At 49.9% G+C, this 16,126-nt stretch carries 21 protein-coding genes; 19 read left to right on the top strand and 2 right to left on the bottom strand.

Translation table 11 applies throughout. From position 1 onward, the window contains the following. Positions 1-65 precede the first annotated feature (65 nt). The 19 genes from D9741_RS16345 to D9741_RS16260 all read left to right on the top strand — a co-directional run bounded on the left by D9741_RS16345 (position 66) and on the right by D9741_RS16260 (position 14,027). Positions 66-518 carry a head completion/stabilization protein gene (locus D9741_RS16345; RefSeq protein WP_170283460.1) on the top strand — a complete coding sequence of 151 codons (453 nt, stop codon included), beginning with the start codon at positions 66-68 and terminating at the stop codon, positions 516-518. Next, the gene (locus D9741_RS16340) at positions 515-1,021 is read left to right on the top strand and encodes a phage tail protein (RefSeq protein ID WP_130214829.1); all 507 of its coding nucleotides are present in this window, start codon (positions 515-517) and stop codon (positions 1,019-1,021) included. The genes D9741_RS16345 and D9741_RS16340 overlap by 4 nt, the downstream gene beginning before the upstream one ends. Next, positions 1,018-1,722 (top strand): hypothetical protein, encoded by a 705-nt coding sequence (locus D9741_RS16335; RefSeq protein WP_130214827.1) that lies wholly within the window; start codon positions 1,018-1,020, stop codon positions 1,720-1,722. The genes D9741_RS16340 and D9741_RS16335 overlap by 4 nt, the downstream gene beginning before the upstream one ends. Then, positions 1,719-2,846: a DUF2586 domain-containing protein gene (locus D9741_RS16330; protein ID WP_130214825.1), complete on the top strand. Its 1,128-nt coding sequence runs from the start codon at positions 1,719-1,721 to the stop codon at positions 2,844-2,846. Before D9741_RS16335 ends, D9741_RS16330 begins: the two co-directional genes overlap by 4 nt. Continuing rightward, the gene (locus D9741_RS16325; protein ID WP_000166744.1) at positions 2,843-3,298 is read left to right on the top strand and encodes a phage protein; all 456 of its coding nucleotides are present in this window, start codon (positions 2,843-2,845) and stop codon (positions 3,296-3,298) included. The genes D9741_RS16330 and D9741_RS16325 overlap by 4 nt, the downstream gene beginning before the upstream one ends. Before the next feature lie 9 nt (positions 3,299-3,307). Continuing rightward, positions 3,308-3,610: a phage holin family protein gene (locus D9741_RS16320; RefSeq protein ID WP_001155239.1), complete on the top strand. Its 303-nt coding sequence runs from the start codon at positions 3,308-3,310 to the stop codon at positions 3,608-3,610. Continuing rightward, positions 3,597-3,938: a M15 family metallopeptidase gene (locus tag D9741_RS16315; RefSeq protein ID WP_052912098.1), complete on the top strand. Its 342-nt coding sequence runs from the start codon at positions 3,597-3,599 to the stop codon at positions 3,936-3,938. Before D9741_RS16320 ends, D9741_RS16315 begins: the two co-directional genes overlap by 14 nt. Further along, positions 3,938-4,276 carry a hypothetical protein gene (locus D9741_RS16310; RefSeq protein WP_130214823.1) on the top strand — a complete coding sequence of 113 codons (339 nt, stop codon included), beginning with the start codon at positions 3,938-3,940 and terminating at the stop codon, positions 4,274-4,276. Before D9741_RS16315 ends, D9741_RS16310 begins: the two co-directional genes overlap by 1 nt. A gap of 144 nt (positions 4,277-4,420) precedes the next feature. Continuing rightward, on the top strand, positions 4,421-4,678 hold the full coding sequence (locus D9741_RS16305; RefSeq protein WP_130214821.1) for a putative phage tail assembly chaperone: 258 nt from the start codon (positions 4,421-4,423) through the stop codon (positions 4,676-4,678). Positions 4,679-4,701: 23 nt separating this feature from the next. After that, on the top strand, positions 4,702-4,869 hold the full coding sequence (locus tag D9741_RS23375; protein WP_165383454.1) for a hypothetical protein: 168 nt from the start codon (positions 4,702-4,704) through the stop codon (positions 4,867-4,869). Next, a complete protein-coding gene (locus D9741_RS16300) occupies positions 4,866-6,833 on the top strand; it encodes a phage tail tape measure protein (RefSeq protein ID WP_130214819.1) in 1,968 nt (655 codons plus the stop codon). Before D9741_RS23375 ends, D9741_RS16300 begins: the two co-directional genes overlap by 4 nt. Beyond that, positions 6,830-7,159, top strand: coding sequence for a DUF2590 family protein (locus D9741_RS16295; RefSeq protein WP_130214817.1), 330 nt, complete (start codon positions 6,830-6,832; stop codon positions 7,157-7,159). Before D9741_RS16300 ends, D9741_RS16295 begins: the two co-directional genes overlap by 4 nt. Beyond that, complete coding sequence (locus D9741_RS16290) at positions 7,156-8,340, top strand: baseplate J/gp47 family protein (RefSeq protein ID WP_130214815.1); 1,185 nt, start codon at positions 7,156-7,158, stop codon at positions 8,338-8,340. Before D9741_RS16295 ends, D9741_RS16290 begins: the two co-directional genes overlap by 4 nt. After that, a complete protein-coding gene (locus tag D9741_RS16285; protein ID WP_130214813.1) occupies positions 8,333-8,920 on the top strand; it encodes a hypothetical protein in 588 nt (195 codons plus the stop codon). Before D9741_RS16290 ends, D9741_RS16285 begins: the two co-directional genes overlap by 8 nt. Positions 8,921-8,930: 10 nt before the next feature. Further along, positions 8,931-10,505 carry a phage tail protein gene (locus D9741_RS16280; RefSeq protein ID WP_130214811.1) on the top strand — a complete coding sequence of 525 codons (1,575 nt, stop codon included), beginning with the start codon at positions 8,931-8,933 and terminating at the stop codon, positions 10,503-10,505. After that, positions 10,505-11,092, top strand: coding sequence for a tail fiber assembly protein (locus tag D9741_RS16275; protein ID WP_130214809.1), 588 nt, complete (start codon positions 10,505-10,507; stop codon positions 11,090-11,092). The genes D9741_RS16280 and D9741_RS16275 overlap by 1 nt, the downstream gene beginning before the upstream one ends. After that, positions 11,082-11,807 (top strand): hypothetical protein, encoded by a 726-nt coding sequence (locus D9741_RS16270; protein ID WP_130214807.1) that lies wholly within the window; start codon positions 11,082-11,084, stop codon positions 11,805-11,807. The genes D9741_RS16275 and D9741_RS16270 overlap by 11 nt, the downstream gene beginning before the upstream one ends. After that, positions 11,779-12,324: a hypothetical protein gene (locus tag D9741_RS16265; RefSeq protein WP_130214805.1), complete on the top strand. Its 546-nt coding sequence runs from the start codon at positions 11,779-11,781 to the stop codon at positions 12,322-12,324. Before D9741_RS16270 ends, D9741_RS16265 begins: the two co-directional genes overlap by 29 nt. Next, the gene (locus tag D9741_RS16260) at positions 12,324-14,027 is read left to right on the top strand and encodes a hypothetical protein (RefSeq protein WP_171020892.1); all 1,704 of its coding nucleotides are present in this window, start codon (positions 12,324-12,326) and stop codon (positions 14,025-14,027) included. Before D9741_RS16265 ends, D9741_RS16260 begins: the two co-directional genes overlap by 1 nt. A 54-nt stretch (positions 14,028-14,081) precedes the next feature. Here the strand turns inward: D9741_RS16260 and D9741_RS16255 are convergent, their stop codons facing one another. Continuing rightward, positions 14,082-14,678, bottom strand: a complete 597-nt coding sequence (locus D9741_RS16255) for a serine acetyltransferase (protein WP_130214803.1) — start codon at positions 14,676-14,678, stop codon at positions 14,082-14,084. Positions 14,679-15,494: 816 nt separating this feature from the next. Continuing rightward, positions 15,495-16,121: a DUF6338 family protein gene (locus D9741_RS16250; protein ID WP_130214802.1), complete on the bottom strand. Its 627-nt coding sequence runs from the start codon at positions 16,119-16,121 to the stop codon at positions 15,495-15,497. Positions 16,122-16,126: the final 5 nt, after the last annotated feature.

The raw sequence follows: 16,126 nt of genomic DNA, 5'->3' as shown, positions 1-16,126 counted from the left end.
GGGCAGAACACCTTGTGTGTAACTGCGCCGTGGAAACCGGCCAGTCCGCCTTTTTCGGGGGATTTATGTTTAGCGGAAAGCCGCTGGATTATCAGGATGAACCGCTGACCAATAACGGATTCTGGCCAGATCTGAATCTGAAGGATTTTCAAGCGCAGCGGTCACTACCGCCAGATATTGACGCTGACACCATCAGCCAGGCGTTGCTTGCAGCGGTGGCGGAGGTGAATGCGGAGCTGGAAAACGTGGAGTCCAGTTGGATAGCGAAAGGCTACACGCTGGCGGCAGAGGTACCAGGTGTAAAAATGGGCGGACTGAACAGCCTGTGCGCCCAGTATATGAAGGCCGTTTTTGCCAGGGCAAAAGCGGATCTGCTGGGGGAGTTCGCCACTATCGGGCGGCGCGATACTCATCCGGGACAGGAAAGTATGGAAACCCGAGCGGGGTTACTGGCTGAAGCATCGGTGGTGATCCGCCGTATGAAAGGGCTGAAACGGGCAACGGTGAAAAAAGTATGAGCCAGACGCAGATCCAAAGCCTGACCACATTTTTTAAAGATAACGTCCCGCCCCGTGCGATGCAGTCATTTGACAGTGTGCTGGATGAGATGAAGTTCATCCCTGCGGCGAAGGATTACGGGCTGGGACAATATCGCCAGGCGGTTATCCGATATGACGCGGTTCTGAGCTGGGAGCGTTTCCCGTATCGCCTTTGCCCGCCGCAGTTGCTTATGTCCTTACTGGCTGCATGGCTGGATGATGCTGACAGGGAACTAGTGGATGAAGTGGGGCTGAGTGAAGCTGAACCTGACTGGGATGTGTCGGTGGAGGATGAGGAAGTGGCCACTGTGGTGCTGACTGTTCCGATGGTAGAAGAACTGGTGATCAGGCAGGACGAAAACGGGGCTATTCCGTGGCGGGGTGAGCGCTGGTCACTGGTTGAGCCTGAAATCTGGACGGCACTGACCGCCAGTATTTACAGCGTGGATGAGGCCGGTGCGCCGGTGGGGGATAGCGAATGATTGCTGGTGGCGAGCTGAATAAAAAACAGCTGGCCGAATTGCGCAAGGCACTGGCCAGCATGGAGCTGCCGCCGAGAAAACGGCAGCGTCTGATCTGGCGTCTGGCCAAATATGGCGTGATTGCTGCGGCAAAACGGCATGTGCGCAATCAGGAATCCCCGGATGGCAAGTGGCCGGGACGTAAGACAAAACGCAAAGGGAAGATGCTGCGCAACCTGCCAAAGCTGCTGCATATCCGTGAAATGCCAGAAATTCAGGCTGTGCGGATCTATTTACAGGGTGGTGGATACCGGAACGGGGAAGCGCCGGTACCAGCCGGAACGGTGGGGTACGCGCAACAAAACGGAATGCGCGTAAAGGTCAGCCGCAGTAATCAGCCACGGAAGGCAGAGGCCGGGAAAATGGCGACGCCTGCCCAGGCCAAAAAATTACGGGCGCTGGGGTACCGGGTGAAAACCGGTAAGAGATGGAAAAAGCCCACACTGGGCGAAATCACCAAAACGATGCCATACAGCCAGGCGGGGCTGCTGATTCGAAAACTCAGTAGTAAAGCCGTGAAAACCAGCTGGACAGTGGATCTTCCTGCTCGTGTGTTTCTGGGCATGAATGATGATGAATTTGACAAGGCGCTGGCGCGTCAGCTTCAGGCCATCGGCTTTGGCTGGGACGTTAAGGCGCAGGATATTAAGGGGAAAGCATGACCTGGCCAATTGTGACCGTAAACCAGGTAAATCAGCTGATGGGTGAAACCAATGAGGTGGAACGCACACTGCTGTTTATCGGCACGGGTACCAAAAATGTGGGGAAAACGCTGGCGGTGAATGCCCAGAGTGATTTTGATTCACTGCTGGGCGAGGAAGCCAGCCCGCTGAAAAATGATGTTCTGGCTGCGCTGGCGAACGCTGGCCAGAACTGGTGGGGGTTCATTCACGTCCTGCCAGCTGACGCGGAGGCGGACGCCTGGGTGAAAGCGGTTTTAGCCGCGCAGGTGGTGTGCTCTGTGGAAGGCGTGGTGCTGTCTGACGATGTCACTGCTAAAGCGCAAGTAAATCAGGCAGTGACGTTACGAACCACCCTGATTTCAAAGTATGGCCGCTGGGTGTGGTTCATTCTGGCCGCACAGGGAGTGCAGGACGAAGAAGCCCAGGCGGATTACTTGGTTCGCTTGGCCACTCTTCAGGATGGGATTGCAGAAAAGTCGGTTCAGTTGGTTCCCCGGCTGTGGGGAAATGAACCGGGTGTGCTGGCTGGTCGTCTGTGTAGCTGTATGGTGACTATTGCAGATAGTCCGGCGAGGGTTAAAACCGGTGCGCTGATGAATCTGGGCAGTGACGAAATGCCGGTTGATGGTACCGGAGAAGTTCTTGAGTTGGCCACACTTCAGGCGCTGGAAGCACAGCGTTTCAGTGTGCCAATGTGGTACCCGGATTATGACGGTTTTTACTGGTCAGATGGCCGCACGTTGGACGTTGAGGGCGGCGATTATCAGTCGATTGAAACTTTGCGCGTCGCGGATAAAGCTGCCCGCCGTGTTCGTTTGCTGGCTATCAGTAAAATCGCTGATCGTTCGCTGAATAGCACGCCAGGAAGTATCGCCGCACATCAGACACTGTTCGCCAGTCCACTGCGCGAAATGTCTACTGCGGCCAGCATTAATGGGGTGTCATTTCCCGGAGAAGTGAAGCCGCCGCAGGATGGTGATGTATCCATTGTCTGGAAGAACAAAAAGGCAGTTGATATTTACATTGTGGTACGTACCTGGGAAGTGCCACTGCAAATCACCATCAGCCTGTTACTGGATGCCAGTCTGGAGGCTATAGCATGACCAAACGTATTTCGGGTATGTCGTTTGACACCTATATGGACGGCGATCTGATCCATATCGAGAAAATCACGCTCGATATTACGGATAACAGCGCTGCCGCCCAGACGCGTGGCGTCCCTGATGGGTATGTGGATGGCGATGTTGCCGCTGAGGGGGAAATTGAAGTCAGTTCAAAAACACTTCAGGTGCTGACAGCCAAAGCCCGTGCAGCGGGTTCATGGCGTGGGCTTCCACCACTTGATTTTCTTTTCTATGCCAAAGCCAGTAGCGAAGAAATGAAGGTGGAGACGTTCGGCAATAAATTGCAGGTCAGCAACCTGCTGGATATTGATCCGAAAGGTGGCGGTGTGACCACGCACAAAATCAAATATTTCGTGACCAGTCCGAAATTCGTCAACATCAACGGTGTGCCGTATCTGGAAGCGGAAGCCACAGAAAACCTGATCGGATAAGGGGCAGGGATGCAGGAACATGAAAAGAGCCTTTATTCACTGCTGATCATTGGCGCACTGATTGCCATCGGCAATGTGCTGACCAGTAATGACCCAATCACGCCGCGCCTGTTTGCCGGTCGCGTGATCCTGGGCAGTCTGGTTTCAGTGGTGGCCGGGGCGGTACTAATTCAGATCCCGGATGCCAGCCCGCTGGCCATTCAGGGGCTGGGGGCGGCGCTGGGGATTGCCGGTTATCAGGCGGTGGAAGTGTGGCTGCGCAGACGTGCAGCGGGAAAGCAGAACGGGAGCAAGACAAATGACCCTGAGTGAAAAACAGCAATTATTCACAGTCATGGTGGCCAGTCTGATCCACTGGGCAGAAGAACATGGCTACAGACTGACGTTCGGTGAGGCTTACCGTACACCAGAACAGGCCGCGCTGAATGCGAAGAAAGGCAGCGGCATTTCTAACAGCCTGCACACCCAGCGGCTGGCGGTGGATTTCAATCTGTTCGTGAACGGTCAGTACAAAACCCGTACAGAAGATTATCTGCCACTGGGGGAATACTGGGAATCACTGGGTGGTTCCTGGGGCGGACGCTTCAAATCCAGACCTGATGGTAATCATTTCAGTCTGGAACATAACGGGGTGCGCTGATGAGCAGCGGGCAGTGGTTGGTTGTGGTGGCGCTGGCGTTTGTCTGGGGCTGGCTAACCGCTGACTGGCGGCGTGATAGCTTAGAGCTGGCAATCAATACAGCGGCGCAGGTGGCCGGTACTGAATCGCGAAAAGCAATGCAGGGTATTGCCAGTGATTCGGCCAGAGCGCTGGAAGATAAACTGGAGGCGTTAAAAAATGTGGCACCGCGAGAGATACGCACTGAAGTGCTTAAGCCTGTTTTTACCAGTCGTTGCCTGTCTGATGAGTTTGTCAGCATGTACAACCGTGCCGCAACCGGTACCGAACGTGCGTTATCAGGAAAATCTGAAAACTAAATGTGCCACGCAGTTGCCGCGCCTGAATGGTGCGACAGGAAAAGACTCAGCGGAATTACTGACGATTTATCTTGAGTTATATGGTCAGTGTGCTGCACGTCATAATCAGTTAGTGGATGAAATTATTTTAAGAGAGAGTTATTGATGGAACAAATTAAACTGTGTGTTTGTGGTGTTGAAATTATTTTTGAACCAAACCAGACTGCCTACAATAAATTTATTAATGAAATGGCAATGGACAATAAGGTTGCTCCTGCGCATAACTATCTGACACGAATTGTTGCGATTGAAAGTAAAGCCTCACTTTGTGAAGTATTAAAACGTCCGGGTGCTGCACTTCAACTGGTTGGCAAAGTAAATGATATTTATGCGCCTGAACTAGAAATTGAAGTAAAAAACTGACAAAGCGAGTCCATGAAATTGAAATGAATGGACTCGAACAATATTTAATTCTACGCCGTCATTATTTACCACATGGTCAGGATTCCGTTGATGATATCGCCGCCGCTATCTGGCTGGACAATCGTCACTGGGAATATACGGGAATAGCCGTGGCCAATGGTGTGGCAAAAGCATTTAAAGGCAATGAATGAAACAATTAGATTTTACATTAAGCCTGATTGATAAATTATCCCGCCCGTTAAAACAGGTGCAAGGTAACGTCACCGGCTTTGCGGAAAAATCAAAAGCAGCCTTTATGCAGATCGGTGGTGGCGTTCTGGCGCTGGCAGGCATCGGGATGGAGATCAAAAGTGCTTTATCACCGGCAATTGAAATGTATGACGCGCTGAATGATGCTGCCGCAAAAGGTATTGATGATTCAGCACTTAAGACAGTTCAGCGTGATGCCCTGCGCTTTAGTACAACCTATGGTGCCAGTGCGGTGGAGTTTGTTAAATCCACGGAAAATATTAACGCTTCCATTGCCGGACTGACGGGTAATGAACTGCCGAAGGTGACGAAAGTCGCCAATACCCTGGCGTTTGCGCTCAAGTCCACAGCGGCGGACACGGCGGAATTTATGGGGCAGATGTTCGGTAACTTTTCCGCCGATGCCGCCAGACTGGGCAAGGTGGAATTTGCCGAGCAGTTGGCAGGCAAGATGGTTTATATGCGCAAAACCTTTGGCACAGAAATGGCCACTATCAAGGATTTGATGGAAGGTGCGCGCGGCGTCGGGACTAACTACGGTGTGGGGCTGGATGAACAGCTGGCCGTGCTGGGGCAACTTCAGCGGACGCTGGGAACGGAAGCCAGCAGCGCCTATGAAGGATTTATGACCGGCGCGATTGATGGCGCTAAAAAGCTGGGGCTGTCCTTTACTGACTCCACCGGCAAAATGCTGTCCATGCCTGAAATGCTGATCAAGTTGCAGGGCAAATATGGCAAAAGCCTTGAAGGGAACCTGAAAGCCCAGGCGGAGCTGGATGCAGCCTTTGGTGACAGTTCGGCAGTGGTTAAACATCTTTACGGCAATGTCGCGTTACTTCAGCGGAACATCACCGAACTGGGCGGCGCGGACGGCCTGAAGCGTACCCAGGAAATGGCACAAAAAATGGTTAAGCCGTGGGATCGCTTTGTACAAATCCTGAAAGCCATTCAGACCGTGATCGGACTGACGCTGATCCCGGTGCTGTATCCGGTTCTGAATCGCCTGGCTGATATGGGGCAGACCTTTGCTCGTTGGATGCAGTTGTTTCCTAACATTGCCCGTGTGATTGGTTATGCGTCGGTGGCACTACTGAGCTTTGCCGCCGTGGGTGCGGTTGCCAATATCGTGATGGGGGTATCCAGATTCATCATGATGGGATTACGTGGGATCTGGGGGGCGTTAACGGCGGTTACGAAAATCTACACGGCGACTGTCTGGCTGGCGCAAATGGCGGTAATCGCCTGGAATACCACGCTGAAGTTTTTACGCGGCGCGTTACTGGCGGTACGCATGGCCGCAATGATGACCGGAATTGGTATCAATCTGATGAGCTGGCCAATCCTGCTTGTGATTGGTGCCATTGCGCTGCTTGTTGCTGGTTGTTATCTGCTGGTTAAGCACTGGAACACGATAAAAGCATCGGTGATGAATACCGAAGCCTTTCAGGTATGCGCTGCCGTAGTGAAATGGCTAGCGGGGATCTTTGTTATAGCCTGGCAATATGTCAGTGATGGATGGAACAGCTTCATTTCTATGCTGACAGGATTTTCGCCATCTGAGGCATTAAAGGGAATGGCCACCGGTATTATGTCGCTGTTTGATATTGTCTGGAACTCAATCAAAGAGGGATTTCTTAAGTCGTGGAACTGGATTGTTCAGAAACTGAATGAAATTCCCGGCGTGGATATTTCTCTGGCCAGTGAAACCTTACAGCCATTAACTGGTAATACGCTGTCTACGGGGGGCGATTTAAAAGGTGTGGATAATGGTGGTATCAGTAAAACAATCAGCAGCAACACAACATCTGTAATCGATAACAGCCGGAAAATTGGTGAAGTGCATTTCCATACCAAAGAAGCATTTTCTCCACTCCAGCTTATGGAATGGCAGGAGCTTGGTGCATGAGTAATGTTCTTTATATTGATTTGCTGATTCAGGGCGGTGATTTTGTTCTGAATACCGGTAATGAACCTGAATTATGTAATAACCGAAAAAGCATCGGGCAGGACATTATTCATTCCATTATTGAAAGTGGTTTGGCTACGGAATTAATAGCCGAACGTAGCCCGACAATGAGAGCGGATATTTTTACCCGTATGGAATTACTGATTGAATATGATGAACGCATTGTGCCGGGTACGGTGGAAATCAGTGAAGAAAGTCAGAAGCGGCTGTGGGTAACCGCGAGTACATACGATTTTGGTGGGATCTCTGCGCAGGTGGATTTATGACGGAAAAACCGCAGGTCGATTTTGAAGAAGTGGTGAAGGACAGCGGTATGCCGGTAACGGAAGCCGAAGTGTGGGAACACTTCAATGCGATTGCAGCGGATGAGGGAATTATCACCAATACATCCCGAATGTCACCGTTCTGGCGATTAATCACCGCCATTGTGACCGCTCCGGTGATGTGGCTGAAAGACGTTCTGGTATTGACCGTGCTGGCTAATATGTTTGTGGCCACGGCCAGCGGGAGCATGTTGCGTCTGCTGGCCTGGGCTGTGAACGTCACGGCAAAACCTGCGAGCGCTGCACAGGGGGTAATTCGGTTCTTCAAAGAAGACACAAAGGCTGTTGTGACGGTCAGAGCTGGGACGGTTATCCAGACAGAACGCATTAACGGGCGAGTTTATGAGCTGGCCACCACTGAAGATGTGGTGATCGCTTCCAGTGCAGCCAGCGCATTACTGCCGGTGCAAGCCACTGGTACCGGGGGCGCTTATAACCTTGCGCCTGGATACTACCGCATTCTGCCGGTGGCGGTCAGTGGTATCAGCCATGTGGCCAGTGAGGAAAACTGGCTGACCGTGCCGGGAGCTGACGAGGAGAGCGATGATGAACTGCGCGAGCGTTGTCGCAATCAGTTCAATCTGGTGGGGAATTACCACACTGATGCGGTTTATCGCTCAATGATCGCCAGCGTTGCTGGGTTGAGTATCGATAGGATTTTCTTTGAGCATGAAGCACCGAGGGGACCTGGAACAGCAAACGCATTTCTATTGCTGGATAGTGGGGTGACATCGGCACCGTTCTTGGATGCAGTGAATGACTATATCAACACCCAGGGGCATCACGGACATGGTGATGATATGCAGTGTTATCCCATTCCGGAAACGTTTCACGATCTGGCCGTTACGGTTTATGTCGAGAATCTGAATAATTTCAGCGATGAGGAAAGGAAAAGCCTGAAGGATGGCGTTGAAAACATTATCCGCTGCGCTTTTCGTGAAAATGCTGATTTTGACGTCAGAAAGACGTGGCCATATTCACGGTTTTCATTTTCGCAACTGGGGCGGGAAATTCATAAAACCTTTGCACAGACGGAATCACTGACATTTTCGCTCGGAGACATTACTAGTGAACTGGGCGTGCCGCGTCTGAAATCACTGACGGTGAATATTGATAATGAATGAGTTTATGGAAAAGCTGGCCGGGATGGTCTTGCCTTCCTGGATGAATAAAGGCGAACCGGGGAAATTGCTGAAAACGGCGCAGCGTTTTTGGGCTGAGGTTTACAACTGGGTTACCTGGCCAATAAATCAGTTTGATCCGCTGACGTGTACACCGGCATTACTGAACCTGCTGGCTTATGACCGGGATATTACCCGTTTTGATGGTGAACCGTTGAGCCTGTTTCGCAAACGCGTGGCTTTTGCCTTCGTGAATGCGCGGGATGCTGGTTCAGTAGAGGGGTTTATCAATATCTTTGACCGGTTGGGCATCGGTTATGTGGAACTGTTAGAACGGCAACCGAATATCGACTGGGATGTGATTCTGGTTCGGGTTACAGACAGCCAAATTGCAGACAACACGCAGCTGCTGATCCAGATAATCCGCCAGTACGGGCGAACATGCCGCCGTTATCAGTTTGAGGTGATCACGTCTGAAAACCTGGTAATCCGGGCTGGGTGGGATCATGGGGAATATGTGGTTTACCCGGCGACGTTAGCAGGGACGGAAGCCCGCAGCGCAACATTCAGCGCGAGTTTGTAAGGAGATTTTTATGTCACAGACAGCCATCACACTGGCGTTTGAAAACTGGAAAGCACAGCAGGGCGCAACAGGTGAACCGGTACTACTGGACGAATTTGTTTTTGCCAGTGTGCCGGATTTAAACGCGGATATCCCTGTTGATCGCAATGAAGGGTTGCCCCCGACAGCACAGATTGTTCACCGGCAAGCTGTTACCCGTACCGGTGTGGTGGATGAAAACAGGGTGGTCTATTCCGTAGTGCTGGGCGCAGATGTGGGGGATTTCAGTTTTAACTGGATTGGTCTGCTCAATAAGGCCAGCGGTACGCTGGCAATGATTGTTCATGCACCAGCACAGCAGAAACTGAAAACAAAAGAAGGGCAACAGGGGAACGTGCTGACCCGCTCGTTTCTGATGGAGTACAACGGTGCACAAACAGAAACTGGGATTAATACGCCCGCTGAAACCTGGCAGATTGATTTTACTGCACGTTTGGCCGGAATTGATGAGCGCCAGCGTCTGGAAAATACAGATATTTATGGCGCGGCGGCGTTTTTTGGTAACGGGTATCTGGTAGCCAAAACCGGCAATCAGTTTTATGTCACGAAAGGCACGGGGTATGTGGCTGGACTGCGTGTGTCACTGGATGCGAATCAGGATATTACAGTGACGACAAAGTCGGTAAAAGTCTGGCTGGATGTGTGCTGGACAGGGATTCTGAGCAGTGTCTGGAGTGTACAGAGTAAAGTCACGGTTGTAGAAAATCTGACTGATTATGTTCAGAACGGTATTCAGCATTTTGTATTTGCGGTGGCCAGCATTGATGTGGATGGCAACATCACGGATTTAAGGCCAAAAGGCAGTCTGAGCGATCAACAGGCCAGCAGCGATTTTTTGCGTAAGGATGCAAACCTTGCCGATATCAATGACAAGGCGGAAGCCAGAAAAAATCTTGGGCTGGGTGAGCTGGCGGTCTTAAGCATTAGCGATGTTGTGCCGGTTGGAGTACCATTTCCTTGGCCGACTGATATTCCACCAGCGGGTCACGCAATCATGCAGGGGCAGGTGTTTGATCCAGTGGCTTACCAGCGACTGGCTATTGCATACCCATCGGGTGTTCTTCCTGATATGCGCCGCCAGACGATCAAAGGAAAACCTGATGGCCGTGCAGTTTTGTCCTATGAAGATGATGGCAATAAATCCCATGCCCACACCGCTAGTGCATTCAGTACCGATCTGGGGACGAAGTCAACATCATCCTTTGACTACGGCACTAGAGCTGTGAGCACATTTGATTACGGAACCAAAACAACCGATACAACTGGTGCACATACTCATACATATGTTAAGGGGCAGGCCACTCAAAACGGAGATATCAATAGAGGTCAGGGTGGCGATAACGTAACAACTGGTAATACGGATTTGGCTGGCAACCATGCTCATATTGTAGGGATTGGCGCACATAGCCATTCTGTAGGAATTGGAGCTCACTCTCATACCGTAGCAATAGGCGCACACAGTCACACCATTACTGTCGCCGCGTCGGGCAATGAAGAAACGACCGTTAAAAACATCGTATTTAACTACATAGTGAGACTCGCATAATGACTTTTAAAATGAGTGAAACGGATCAAACAGTTACCGTTTATAACCTGCGTTCTGACACGAATGAATTTATTGGTTTGGGTGACGCTTTTATACCTGCGTATACCGGACTGCCAGCCAACTGCACCACAATAAAACCACCGGTAATAAAAGCGGGGTTTGTGGCAATTTATGATTCAGAGAAGCAAAAATGGGTTTCTCGTGAGGATCATCGTGGTGAGGTGTTGTTTGATACAGAAAACGGTAATGAACTGGTGATCTCCGAGCCAGGCGCTTACCCGGAAGGGACAACCACGTTAGCACCGGCTAATGCCTGGCAAAAATGGAATGGTAAGACGTGGGTGGATGATGCGGATGCCATGCGAATTGCATTAGTCAGCGAGGCAGACGCCGAAAAGAAAAGACTACTTAAACAGGCCAATGACGCTATTGCCACATTGCAGGATGCCGTTGATTTAGACATGGCGACCGAAGAAGAAGCACTGCTGCTTACCGCCTGGAAAAAATACCGCGTTTTACTGAACCGTATTCAACCGGAAGATGCGCCGCAAATTGTATGGCCGGAGATACTTGGAAATGTGGCGTGAAGCACGTCTGGCCTTCACGGATTCTGTTGCTGCGCTGAACTGTTCGATCGTCCCTGCGCATCCGTGGATTTATGGGCTGGGACAGCAGACAGCGAACGGGGCATATCTCAGCCCGGTTAATGCCGTTCGCTATCTTGCTGAACGCCTGGCCGGAACTGGGGGGAATGCGGACGTGGTGATTATGATGGTCACTGGACAGACGCAGGAAAACTTTATGACCAGCCTGAATAACCTGGCCGGGATTTTCCCTGCCCCGGCATTCACGCAGGTCAAACGGCTGGTGCAATCCGCCGCAGCGCTGGCTATTGAAAAGATGCAGATCCCGGCGAAAGCCGCCGCAGCGTTACCTGCGTCCATTCCACTGTCTGTACCAACCACCAGGGCAGCTTTATCTGCTGCGGCAATCAGCCAGGCACAAAAGGCGGCGGGTGCCGGGTTTGATATCGAAGGGCTGAAAAAACAGCTGGGCGAGTTCACTCAGCTGCGTGACCAGCTTATCAGTGATGTGGCCAGCGGCCTGAATGATTTACAAGGTAAAAGTGCCAGAGTATGGGTTTTTACTGCCAGCGGAGACACCGGCACCTTGTTACTGGAATTGGTGAAGGACATTCCGCAGCAGTCTGCCGTTTACACCGCAGCCATGATGCTGGTTGGCGATAATCTTGATGGAATAAAGGGAATGATTCATGACTTCGATCCCGACACTGGCGCTTAATGGCGAGGCCATCCAGCTGAAAAACATGCGGGTGACTGTTTCACAGCAATTTCAGGATAAAGATCAGTCCGGCCAGACCAGTGCCACAACAAAATCAGAGCAGGGAGCAAAGGGAAAGGAACTGCGGATCAGCGGTGAAATACCTTTTAAACAGCCTGAAGTACTAAAGCGTATTTTTGAGCTGGCCAGTACTACCGATGCCAGTGGTAATCGTCAGAAATATCGCGTGGTGCATGAAGTTGCCCGTGCTGTTAACTTTCGTGAAGCAACGTTCAGCGGAACGGTGGATGCACCCCAGCAGGACGGGAAGATGTCCTGGTTGGTGACATTCACACTGGCGGAACATATCAGCGTGCAGGAAAAGCAAGAGGCTAGGGCAACAGGTAAGACGACCGCAAAAAAACAGACTGCCGGTAGTGCGGGACAGTCCGGTGGCCAGTCTGCCGGAGAAGATGAAGAAAAACTGACGTGGTTTGAACGCAAGGTACTGAAGCCCGTCAATGATGCTTTGGGTTAATGATGAAACCAGTAAAACGCCTATACCTTTCAACGGATGAAGTTCACCTGGTGGATGCCAGCCTGGTACTGGAGCTGAACAGCTGCGGCCGGGGCTTCATCACCGCAGAGACAACAACCGATTACACCGGAAAACTGGTGAGGCTGGATGTGGGGTATACCGATCTGCTTTTGCGCTGGTTTACGGGGTATGTGGAGCGATCGCAGCCCGCTGAAAACGGTTTTCAGCGCCTGTTCATTCGTGAGTTGGCAGGTGTGTTTGAAAGGATGTGGCCATGTTCGTTTCAACACCCGACTTTGCGTGAAATTGCGGTCTGGTTGGAAGAAAATAGCGGGATCACGGTCAGTGTGCCTGACGCACAGTACAGCGATACCCCTATCCCACATTTTACCCATAACGGTACTGGTTATCAGTTGCTGAACAATCTGGGAAGGGCGTTCAGTATCCAGGATTACATCTGGTACCAGTTTCCTGATGGTTCGCTTTACGTCGGTGGCGCAGAAAAGTCATTGTTTGCCGGTCGTCCCGTAGAAATCCCATCAGAGTTCAGCCAGGGGGCCGCTGGCGGTAACTCTGTGACATTACCAGTGATCCAGACTATGCGGCCAGGGGTGGAGATGAACGGTGAACGCGTGACTAAGGTTCATCTGACGAATGACACGATGGCGATCACATGGATGCCGAGAAACCGCGTAACGGGTAAACCTTTGCAGAAAACACCGGCACAAAGGCAGATTGAAAGCCATTACCCTGAACTGGCATCTGGGCTTCATTTGCCAAAGATGGCCAGAGTCGTGGCGTATTCAGAGCCGGTAAAAAGCGGTAACTTTGCCGATCCCTTCCGACCACGTTACGCCGTGGACGTGCAGCTTCTTGACGCAGACGGAAACCCGGACAATCAGACACCTGTTTATTCAGCGGTGCCGTTGCCAGTACCGATGGCTGGGAATGATTCAGGTATGTTTCAGTTTCCGCCAGAAGGGACGCTGGTTGAGGTTGCATTCACGGGAGGCAGACCTGATAAACCCTTTATCAGGCAGACGCTGCCGGATGGTACCAGCCTGCCGGACGTTAAACCCGGTGAGCAATTGCAGCAGCAGCGGGAAGAAGTATCCCAGAGGGTGACTCAGGCTGGAGACTGGGTAAGGCAGACCGATCAGACCATCAGTGAAACATCGATGGTGCGAACGGTAAAAGCCGATACGGAACAGCGCGAACTGGTCAGCCGTGAAACCGCGGTGAAAGCTACGGATAAAACTACGGTACTGGGAACCGCCATATTGCTGGCTGGAGCCATCCAGCAGGTCAGCGCCGGTGATTATAGCCAGGCGGTGAAAGGTAACAGGCTGTCCAGTATTGAAGGAAACGAAGAAACGGACATAACAGGACTGCAGTCCACTAAAGTGGGGGGTGCTGTAGTCGTGGAGGTTGGCGAAAGCCTGACAGAGAAGATTGCAGCACTGCGTAAATCAGTAGCCACTGGAGGTCAGCAGGTCATGGGGGCAACTGTCCATATTGGCAGTGAGAGTATCAACGCCCTGACCATGATGCTGGACACCATTGATTTACTGGAAGAGCTGGCGCAGCTATGTGCGAGCCATTCTCATCCCTCCGTTGGGATGCCAACCAATGCCGCCGCGTTCACCCAGACAGGGACGAAAGCCGGGCAGACCCGGGAAAAATATCAGGTGATTATTGCCTAATGCTGACACTCACATGATAAGTTGAAACGTTCTGGACTTGCTGATAGCAGTATTTCAGTTGTTGTGTAGTTCAAGATAGTTAGAGGTGGAGTGCGTATCAAGCGGTAGTAGTTGTGCGGCTCTGCGGGTTATAAAGACACTATTGGCAGGAATGTTTCGGTTAACGAATGACATAGCACCAATTGTCACATTATCACCAATGGTCAGATCATCACCGATGATGCATGAATTTGCGCCAATCTCGACATTGTCTCCGATCCTGATGGCTTTGATTCCTTCAACTGTTTTTAATCCAATCGTTGTGTTTTGTCGGATACGAACATTTTTTCCAATCACAGCCTGGGGACAAATGACTATTCCAACGAAGTGATAAATTTTGAATTTTTCCCCGATCTGTGCCCCCAATCCAATATCAGTATTGTATTTTGAAACAAGTCTCCGGTGGATTCTTCGTGCCCACTTAATACTTGATTTCCCTCCCTGACAGTAAAGGCAATTCGCTATCCTCCACCAACACATGAATCTGTGTCCGGGTTGTCTCCAGCAACGTAGTATGATTCTCCTCCAGGAGAATTTTTTACTGCTGTGCAGTATGTCCGCGCACAACAACTTCTTCATATCCTCATAATGAGACTTTTTGTTGTTACTCATAAATTATTCTCCCTAATAATCCTGAGGATTATCGTAACATGAGAATGATCTGATTTTCTGCCTACAATATTAAGTTATGTGGTCGGAACTGATAATTGGCTACTTAATCCCAAATAATTAGTTGAATTACTAACAAAACATCTTTCTTATCTTGTCATAGACATCTGCAGACGGATTATTAACCCTTTAATAACAAATATAACTCGGTCACTAAGTATAAAAGATCAGAATTGTAGCGTTGCGCTGGTATGGTGATATGGTGACAAAATAAATCCTTCGCAGACAAAAACGGCGCTACACCGCACCCGCCTGCGGTTTCTGGATCGATAAAATTTTTCATTTTGCTTTTTCTTCAAACCACCAACACGGACAGCGTCATTACTGAGAGATTAGTGGCTAACGTGAACTGAAAAGATGGAAAAGAATTTCAGTATTTTTCAGTGGAAAGGATCGACGGTGGATATGATGAAGTTTCTACCGTGTTGATATTTAATTGGTAATTTAGTTTTATGCGGGAGGGGGAGGATACTTTCGTGCTGAATGGTTATGAGAACATGAAGCCCGTGAAGATAGGAACTACGCGGGCTGTACATACTTTGTGTATGATTTCAAAACTGAAATTTATCAGTTGTGGCATCAACAACTGGTTTTAACTAACGTTTTTTAGGTGGCGGAGCAATATGTTGGGTTTGCTGGGTCTGGCGTGGTGGTTGGTAGCCATTGTTTTGTTGGTCTGGCCTGCTTGTAGGCTGGTAACCTTTTTCTACAGGTTGCCAGCCATCGTGGATAGTTCTTGTATTGTTAGCAGGTTTATCTTCAACCATTTTCAGCCTCACTTTTGCTAGGATTACTACTATGTACTTTAATAAATTCAACACTTTCTATTTCATTAGTCAATATAATTATCCCTAATGTATCGGTTAGTTCGTGATCGAAATCACAATTGTCATCTAGTGCCCAATGTTTTTCTAGATATATTTGCTCCGGTTCGGGACTACTTGATGCAAATGAAGCACTACCATAATAGCCACCATATTTTTTACCATTCTTAAGTGTAACCAGCACCCAACAGCATTGTCTGGTTGAAAAAAAGTAGTCCCATGAACGCCCAATAGGGTGAGGTAGGAAACGTTTGACCATTTCACAGTTGCGAATAAATATTAAAAACATAGGTAGTAGTACAGGGATAACTATTAATACACAGAAATAAAATAAATAATAAAGGATTGGACTAGTAAGGAATATATCATTTTCTTCAATTAGATATATTGGTATTAATAGGAATGCATAATTTATGCAGCTATAAGAAACTACATCTATCAGAATTTTTGAAGTGTCAGAATCCGCAGATGGGTGAAAGAGTCTGTAAACTCTCATGCTAATAAAGCCGGGCATGATGAAAAGCACAAATAACAGTAGCTTACCCTTTTCAAATATGTCCATTTTTA

Origin of the sequence: Escherichia sp. E14V7, from assembly GCF_004212225.1 — a bacterium.
Taxonomy (GTDB): Bacteria; Pseudomonadota; Gammaproteobacteria; order Enterobacterales; family Enterobacteriaceae; genus Escherichia.
The sequence above is the reverse complement of the archived record's forward strand: the minus strand, read 5'-3'. Positions and strand labels throughout refer to the sequence as shown.